The sequence below is a fragment of the uncultured Caballeronia sp. genome (assembly GCF_964243625.1).
In the GTDB taxonomy this organism is placed as follows: Bacteria; Pseudomonadota; Gammaproteobacteria; order Burkholderiales; family Burkholderiaceae; genus Caballeronia.
The window spans coordinates 1-3,708 of the sequence record NZ_CAXTGZ010000595.1; the positions used below are offsets into that span (position 1 = coordinate 1).

3 protein-coding genes are annotated in these 3,708 nt (G+C 56.6%); 2 read left to right on the top strand and 1 reads right to left on the bottom strand.

The features are described from left to right. The first annotated feature begins 83 nt into the window (after window positions 1-83). Entirely contained in the window at window positions 84-1,757 is a 1,674-nt protein-coding gene (locus tag ACFFAR_RS27675) for an FAD-dependent oxidoreductase (RefSeq protein ID WP_174364275.1), read from the top strand. 495 nt (window positions 1,758-2,252) lie between these two features. Here the strand turns inward: ACFFAR_RS27675 and ACFFAR_RS27680 are convergent, their stop codons facing one another. Further along, window positions 2,253-3,176: a LysR substrate-binding domain-containing protein gene (locus tag ACFFAR_RS27680; RefSeq protein WP_174364276.1), complete on the bottom strand. Its 924-nt coding sequence runs from the start codon at window positions 3,174-3,176 to the stop codon at window positions 2,253-2,255. Between ACFFAR_RS27680 and ACFFAR_RS27685 the strand changes: the two genes are divergently transcribed. After that, window positions 3,175-3,708 (top strand): carboxymuconolactone decarboxylase family protein (locus tag ACFFAR_RS27685; protein WP_375508866.1); only part of this gene is annotated, 534 nt, incomplete at its 3' end. The two genes, ACFFAR_RS27680 and ACFFAR_RS27685, sit on opposite strands and share 2 nt — an antisense overlap.

Below are 3,708 nucleotides of genomic sequence, written 5' to 3' on the forward strand. Positions count from 1 at the left end.
CAGCCGCCGGTCTTTTTGGTGGCTTGTGCCGTCGAGGTACTTAATTGGATCACAATCCGGGTTCACTTATTTGGAAAATCTCCATGAGCGATAACTCTTCGGACAGATTTGAAGAATTGGTGTCAGGCGGCAGCCGCCATCATCAGATATTTCCAACGCTGGACGAAAAGCAGTTTGCGCTCCTGGAGCGGTACGGTGAACCACGCAAGTTGAAGACGGGTGACGTGCTGTTCTCCGAAGGAGATCGGCACATTCCCGTATTCGCCATTGTCTCGGGAACAATCGAGGCGACGCGAGGCTCGGGAGACGGTTTCCATGTGATAGGTACGCACGGCCCCGGCACCTTCACCGGTGAGGTTGGAACGCTTGCCGGCCGCGCTGCAGTGGCTACGGCGCGCGCCACGTGTGACTGCGAAGTCATCGTTATCAGCGAGGAATTGCTGCGTGAGCTCGTCATCGCGGAAGCTGAATTAAGCGAAACGATCATGCGTGCGTTCATCCTTCGCCGCGTCGCTTTTATTCAGGATCAGAGCGGGGGTGTTGTAGTCGTTGGCAGTGCGGCTTCTGCGGCAACGTTCGGTCTCCGACATTTCCTGAGCCGCAACGCCCAACCATCGGCTTACTTCGATATCGTCGAGCATCAGGAAGCGCAGGCTCTTCTGGAACGCTATGGTGCGACGGAAGCGGATATACCGGTGGTCATTACGTTACATGGTGACGTTCTTAAACGGCCGACTCACCGAGCCGTAGCTGATGCAATTGGCCTCAGTCCTGACAAGTTGAATGGCGAGCGCTTCGATGTGGTCGTGGTAGGCGCCGGACCGGCAGGTCTTGCGGCCGCGGTCTACGCCGCCTCCGAAGGCTTGAGGGTGGCGGTCCTCGATACCAAGGCGCCCGGTGGGCAGGCCGGCACCAGTTCAAAGATAGAAAATTACTTTGGGTTCCCAACCGGCATCTCGGGTCAAGCGCTTGCCGGCCGCGGCCTGTCGCAATGCCGCAAATTCGGTGCCGAGGTCGGCGTACCCATTGAAGCGCTCGGCGTTGATTGCGAGGACGCAGCGCCGTTTCACATTCGGCTCGGGTACGACGAGCATGTCTATGCCCGCGCCATCGTCGTCGCGACGGGTGCGCGTTATCGGAAACCGTCGCTGGACCGTCTTGAGCATTTCGAGGGGCGAGGAGTTTACTACAGCGCGACATTCATGGAAGCCGCGTTTTGTGCGGACGAAGAATTGATCATCGTTGGTGGTGGAAATTCAGCTGGTCAGGCTGCGGTGTTCCTCGCGCGATTTGCGCGACATATCCATATCGTGATTCGCGGCGATGGACTCAATACGAGCATGTCGAATTATCTGATCAGGCGAATCGATGCGGCGTCCAATATCACCGTTCATCAGCGGACCCAAGTCGTTAAATTGGACGGCGAGACGCGCCTTGAATCGGTCGAGTGGGACCGGCAAGGTCAGATCGAACCCAAATTGATCCGCCACGTTTTCCTGTTTCTCGGCGCGCAGCCCAATACTGGCTGGCTTGCAGATTGCGTTGCGCTGGACAGGAACGGATTTGTGCTCACTGGCTCCGACGCACTTAGGGCGTGTCCGCCAGACCGTCCACCCCGATTTCTGGAGACGAGCCGACCAGGTATCTTTGCAATTGGTGACGTGCGCAGCGGCTCGGTAAAGAGGGTTGCGGCCGCTGTCGGAGAGGGCGCCGCCGCCCTTCAGTCTCTTCATGAATATTTGACCCAAGATGAGTGAAGTTTGGCTGCGAGTGTCAATACAAGAGCGGCGTTGGGGGCCATGCGTATTTGAGGTCAGTTTCTGCGCGCTCGTCTGATGGCTCGGAGGGCATCGCGCGTCCATGTAAAAACCTCACGGCAGCGATTACCTTTTTAATCGCATTCGTTCTTGACGCGCACGAAAGTAGCTGTTCATGCTCCGCCACGCCATGCGAGCGTCTTGTTAGAAGCGAGGAATGATGCCACCGTCCCAGTGCCCAGCGGCGAACCCGTTGAGAGTAGTTGGCTAGTCGTCGACTGTTTGTGGTGAACGTCGCCGAAGAAATCTATCAATCCGTGCGCGACTCCGATAGCGACCGCTTGGCCAAGTGTGAACTATTACTGACAAAAGAGCGTTCTGCTTCCTAATTCCGACGAAGCAGCCTTGCTCAAAGCTCGGACTCGTCGCTGAACGGATGTGTCCGTTTGATCGAAACTCGCTTCGGGCGTCTGCCACGTTTGTTGCCGCGTGACCTCACGCGTTCAATTTTGGATCGATGCCCGTGCGATAGTGCGATCGCAAGACGTCTATCAAATACTGCAGCGATGCATAGTGTGCATCAGGCATGTATGCGATTGCCACTTCGATCCGCAAGTCCGTGTGCTCTCGCAATTCCCGATAGACGACGCCGTCGCGCGCAATGGCTTTCAGCGACGACGGAATCAGGGCAACACCTTGACCCTGGGCGATCAGGCTTAGAAGCACGTGGTGATCGGCTGGTTCCGGGACGCGCGGAGGATTGAAGCCATGCGTGCGGAAGACTCTGGCAAAGTGATCGTAGTAGCCCGGATTAATACGTCGTAGCGGCCAGAAAAGCAGGTCACCGGACATTTCCAACAGTGAGATGCGTCTTCGCTTGCACAATGCGTGTCCTTCCGGCAGCGCAGCTACGAGTGGTTCGTCGAACAACCGTTCAACGCACAGACCCTCAGTTGCAGACGGTAAACCGATCAGTGCGGCGTCCAGCAAACCACGACGAAGGTCGCGCACCGAATCCTGTGAGTACTGCCGCTTTTGGATCACCCTAATCGTCGGGTCACGTTTCTTGAGCGCTGGTTCGATCCACGAAAATAAGGCGGGATCCAGTACGGTGGTGATACCAAGCCTGAGGTCGCTCCAGGGTTGGGCGGTGCGCTGTGCGATTCGCTTGAATGTGGCGTCAGCTACCGCGAGAAGATCGCGGGCCTCGATCAGCAAATAGGCACCTTCGGAGGTCAGTCTTACGCCGCCGCTATCACGCTCGAATAGTTCCGCGCCGACGATTTCTTCTAGCGCCTGAATCTGTCTCGTCAAAGGCGGTTGCGTAATGAACAAACGCTCCGCTGCACGCCGAAAGCTCAGTTCTTCGGCCACAGCGACGAAATATCGCAGTTGCCAGAGGTCGATGTTTTCTCGCATGCAGGATTTCCGCCTTTTGTTCCGTGATACTTTAAAAGTATCACACCAAAGGAAATGGTGCATCACCGCCGCTTTCGTTATCGTTCATACAACGAGCCGCAATGATGTGGCGCAGCTTCGGGAGAGAATGATGCAAGACACTGAATCGGCTCTAATGCGTGGTCAGCAATATCTGATGGCCATTGAACAGACAGAACAGCCCTCGATCAACGAGGCTTTGAAGGACATTGCGCCAGACTTGGCGCGCATGGCGATCAGTTTCGCCTACGGAGAAATCTATTCGCGACCTGCACTTAATCTGCGGCAGCGGCAATTGGTGACTGTTGCCGCGCTTGCGGCGATCGGGGGCGCCGAGCCACAACTTCGTTTCCACATTGCGGGCGCGCTCAACGTCGGCTGCTCACCGCGCGAAGTCGCGGAACTAATGATTCATCTGGTCGTTTATGCAGGCTTTCCGGCCGCACTCAATGGCATGTCGGCTGCGCGAACCGTATTCAGCGAGAAGGGTGTTAACTTTGTGCCCGTGTTGACA